This is a genomic window from bacterium (assembly GCA_040754625.1).
GTDB lineage: Bacteria > JACRDZ01 > JAQUKH01 > JAQUKH01 > JAQUKH01 > JAQUKH01.
The window spans coordinates 1-3,905 of the sequence record JBFMCF010000025.1 but is presented as its reverse complement, the minus strand read 5'-3'; the positions used below and the strand labels follow the sequence as shown (position 1 = coordinate 3,905).

Sequence of the window (3,905 nt, the reverse complement as noted above, 5' to 3'; positions counted from 1 at the left end):
GCAAGGCTGGGAATAAAGATCCCTAATCGTCCGGTTTTTATACAAAATGTAGTGCAGAATTTGAGGGGGTAAAACCCGCAACCCCTTGAAAAATAAGAAGCTTGATTTTAAAACTGCGGAACTTAGGCTAACCGGCTGAATTTCCTTTTTATTAGCTACTGAAGCCAGTTTTTGTTTGTCACCGGCTTGTAAATGAAAAACAGCAGTAAAAGAAAAAATCAATAAAAATATCATAATTTGTGAAAAATATATCTTTTTCATGATTAACTCCAGTTATAAAATTATTTTTTTAACAAACAATAATATCGGAAAAAAAAAGTTATTTATTAGATTTATTTTACCATAAAAAAATCCCGGGCCTTTCAGAGACGGATTTTTTGGGGCTGAGTGTTGGTGTTCAATAAGCGGCACCAACCGTTTTTTTGGCCCTAATCCTTTTGTCTCCAATATAGGTCGGGATTATTTTTAGGGGCATTTTGCGGGATCTATAATTTTATCCCATGCCCGCATCTATTTTTGATATATGCCAGATTTAGAAAATCGTAAACAAAAAAATGATAAAATTTTTTGTATTTTTAGCGGCAATTGAGAATGTAATTTATTTCGTTATAAAAGTTAAGATGCGCTGGAGATGTGTAATCCTGAATTTTAAAAAATATTTTCTAATTCCCTATCCATTTTACATCCCGTCTGATTAACCCACGCGCCGGCTTTGATTTCCACCTGCCCGTTTTCCAGGGGAGTAATAAAAATCCAGATCCGGCGGTATGAAACAAAAAATGTCCCCAGAAGCCCGATCATAAAAAAAATACCTGCCCATAAAACAAATTTCGCGCCGGGGTCTCGGTTAATGGTTAAAACAGCATACGGCCAGCCGGATGACGGGTCATAACCGAGGTTCGTAAGGTAAATAACATTCCCGTTATAAAAAAGCGGGTAATTAATTCTGATTATTTTTCTTGCAACTTCATTATTTTCCCTGAGTATGCCGATATCAGCGGAGAAATCTTCCGGTTGCCCGCCGGGATAGAATTTCATGCCTATATCATGAAGCATGACTGAAAAAGTTTTGCCGGGGATTTGGGTTTTCCAGTTTTTCCACGCAATATTATCTATCCTTTTGGCCCCTGAAATGCTTGTGATAAGATGGCCTATGAGAAGCAGGACAAATGCAAAATGAGCTATTACCTCTGAAAACGCGAAGAAACGGTTTTTATCGGCGTAGATAATCACTCGTGAAAACCGCCCCGGCGGGTAAGCGTTATCCTGTTGTTCGTCAGAAACGGAAGTGATAATGTTGCAGCCCCTCTTTTGAAGTTTTAGAACAATATCATTTTTTACTTCGTCGGCGTTTTTTGTAACAATTTTTTCATTGCGGAACTTTAAACTGTTCAAAAATTCTACCCGGGTATCTAACTTGGCGTTAAAAATCCTTTTCCATACATTAATGAAACGGTCAATAGTACATACCGCGGTGTTTAATGCCAATAGGGTAAGAATTAATATTAGCAACAATATCCAGAAAGTTTTATTAAATGCCGGCAATCCCGTTTGTTTAATCCATTGCAAAAGGATTTCATTATCGATTGTTTTGTAAAGTCCACCGTTTTTCTGGAGCGAGAAAGATCCCCATATCGACACCAGAAGATAGGCCATGCATAAATAAATTGTTAATCTTATGGATTTAAAGAAACGCCAGATTGATTTCATGATTAATTTTATTCCTTCGCTTTTTCAATTTTTCTCAATGCCTTTAATGCCACACTCCACGGACAAGTTCATTTTTATCTTTTAATGCGAGATTAAGCGGTTTGACAGCCTCCCAGTTATTACTTGCAATTTGCGACCGGGTTTTGTGAGGCTTGCGTGCATACCCGCGCAGCCGGCACAGAAGAAAAGAATAATTACCGGAAAAAACAATCTTTGAATATTGGTCATAACTAATTTTAAGATATAAAATAAGTTTTACCTGATTTTTTGCGGAATTAACCCCGCACCAGATGGTGCGGGGTCCAATTCTAACTATTATATGTTCTCATTGGAGAAATCGTCCAAAATAAGCCTTAGATTTATTCAAAAATGTTGACTAAAGCAAAAATTCAGGTAAAACTTATTAAAAAAGTTACAAATTACGTTAGTCATAATATTTTTATAAACGATGAGAACTCTGCATTAAAAGGCTTACGCCTAAATAAGTAAACATTGTGAAAATAAATCCTAAAATCCCCAGCCACGCGCACCGTTTTCCGGACCATTCGTTTAAAAGCCTCGCATGGAGATAAAAAGCATAAAACGTCCATAAAAGGACCGACCAGATTTCTTTCGGCGTCCATATAAAATAATTGCACCATGCAAGGTATGCCCAGATACCGCCTGTCAGCATAGAAAATGAAAACAGAAAAAATCCCCAGACGGCACTCCGGTAAATAACCAAATCAATTATGTCCGCCTCCGGCAAAACACCGGAATAACGGGAATAATTTTTTATAAGATAACAGATTCCGCCCGCGAACCCGATACCAAAGGCGCTATATGCAAAAAACGATGCCGCAACATGCAGTTCAAACCAGATGGTTTTTAACGCGGGGAAAAGAGGTCTAATGTCCCATGGGGAAAAATATGCTTTTAAACTTAAAAGAAAAAGCATTGGAAACGAAAAAGGCAGGAAAAAAGATTCCTTAAAGCGAAGGTAAACGATAAAAGAGATAAAACAGATTGACCAGCAGAAAAAAAACAACGATTCAAATAGACTTGCCATAGGAGCGTGGCGGCTTAATATTATTCGAATAAACAGGCTTACAGTATATGTAAACAACACTGTGGCCAGGATATATTTTAAAATGCTGAGCAGAATTTTACGGGGAAACGTAAAAAATACACATGAGACAGCTGTACCTGCCCCCGCCAGAACAAAGGACGCAGAAAAAAAATATAAAAACAATTTGTCCATTAATTTTTCTCCCCGCATATTATATCATATCATTTAACACATACTAAAACCTTGACACTTTTACTTGTTAGTTATAGACTTACTTAGAGAGTTAGAGGAGGATGTGAAGATGGTTTCAAAATTTCTATGGAAAGGCGGGCTATTTGCAATAGCTCTTATGTTTTGTTCTGTGTCCCCGATCTTTTCTCAATCAAATGACGCAGGGGCTTTAATCGATCAGGTTATCGAAGCTTACGGCGGGAGGGGGAATGTCCTGTCTGTTAAGGCTTATCGGATGGAAGCGGTTATACAGACCCACATCAGGGGAGAAAACGGTTCCGTAATCAGGGTTTCCGAAGGGCCGGCAAAACTGAAAGTTATTGTTCGGTACCCAAACAATATGGAAATTCGTCTGCTTGACGGGGAAAACGCCTTGAGAGGTTTTGCTCCCGGCAAGCTGGCTTTGGTGCAGGGGCCGTTGAGGGACTCGATGGTTTTGCAGGCGGCGCGGGCGAATATCCCGTGGCTGCTTGATAAAATGAGAGCGGAAATCCGCCTCACTAAATCAAAGGACAATTCACCTGTCCTTGAAGTGCCTATAGGGGAGGGAATGTTCCTGAAGGCGTTTGTGGACATAAAAACACATTTAATAATCCGGGCTGAAACAGTGTCTGAGGGAGAAATGAAACTCGGTTTTGCGGCAGATTATTCGGACTTCAGGAAAGTCAATAATGTTTTGTTTCCGTTTAAAGAAGAAAACTATGCCTCAGGCTCGCACACGGCGACTACAACAGTGAATAAAATAATGCTTAACCCGTCAGGGGAGTACCTGGGGCTTTTGTTTTCAAAATAGCGCTGTGGTACTATTGATCTGTTAAACAAATTTTTTTTATTGATTTTTGATCTGGATTGTTTTTCCGCAAACCCTGCATATAAGGTGGGAAGCCTTAAAGGCCGGAGACAACTGTTGTATCGC

At 39.1% G+C, this 3,905-nt stretch carries 4 protein-coding genes; 1 reads left to right on the top strand and 3 read right to left on the bottom strand.

Translation table 11 applies throughout. From position 1 onward, the window contains the following. The 3 genes from AB1498_01860 to ccsA all read right to left on the bottom strand — a co-directional run. A partial coding sequence (locus AB1498_01860) for a hypothetical protein (GenBank protein MEW6087032.1) occupies positions 1 to 261 on the bottom strand: 261 nt, incomplete at its 3' end. 387 nt (positions 262 to 648) lie between these two features. Beyond that, a complete protein-coding gene (locus AB1498_01855; protein MEW6087031.1) occupies positions 649 to 1,710 on the bottom strand; it encodes a cytochrome c biogenesis protein ResB in 1,062 nt (353 codons plus the stop codon). A gap of 439 nt (positions 1,711 to 2,149) precedes the next feature. Then, complete coding sequence (gene ccsA, locus AB1498_01850; protein MEW6087030.1) at positions 2,150 to 2,950, bottom strand: cytochrome c biogenesis protein CcsA; 801 nt, start codon at positions 2,948 to 2,950, stop codon at positions 2,150 to 2,152. 109 nt (positions 2,951 to 3,059) lie between these two features. Between ccsA and AB1498_01845 the strand changes: the two genes are divergently transcribed. Then, positions 3,060 to 3,782: a hypothetical protein gene (locus tag AB1498_01845; protein ID MEW6087029.1), complete on the top strand. Its 723-nt coding sequence runs from the start codon at positions 3,060 to 3,062 to the stop codon at positions 3,780 to 3,782. Positions 3,783 to 3,905: the final 123 nt, after the last annotated feature.

Bases quoted from the DNA above. Each gene is read 5' to 3' on its own strand.
- AB1498_01855 (MEW6087031.1), bottom strand. From the start codon at position 1,710: ATGAAATCAATCTGGCGTTTCTTTAAATCCATAAGATTAACAATTTAT.
- ccsA (MEW6087030.1), bottom strand. From the start codon at position 2,950: ATGGACAAATTGTTTTTATATTTTTTTTCTGCGTCCTTTGTTCTGGCG.
- AB1498_01845 (MEW6087029.1), top strand. From the start codon at position 3,060: ATGGTTTCAAAATTTCTATGGAAAGGCGGGCTATTTGCAATAGCTCTT.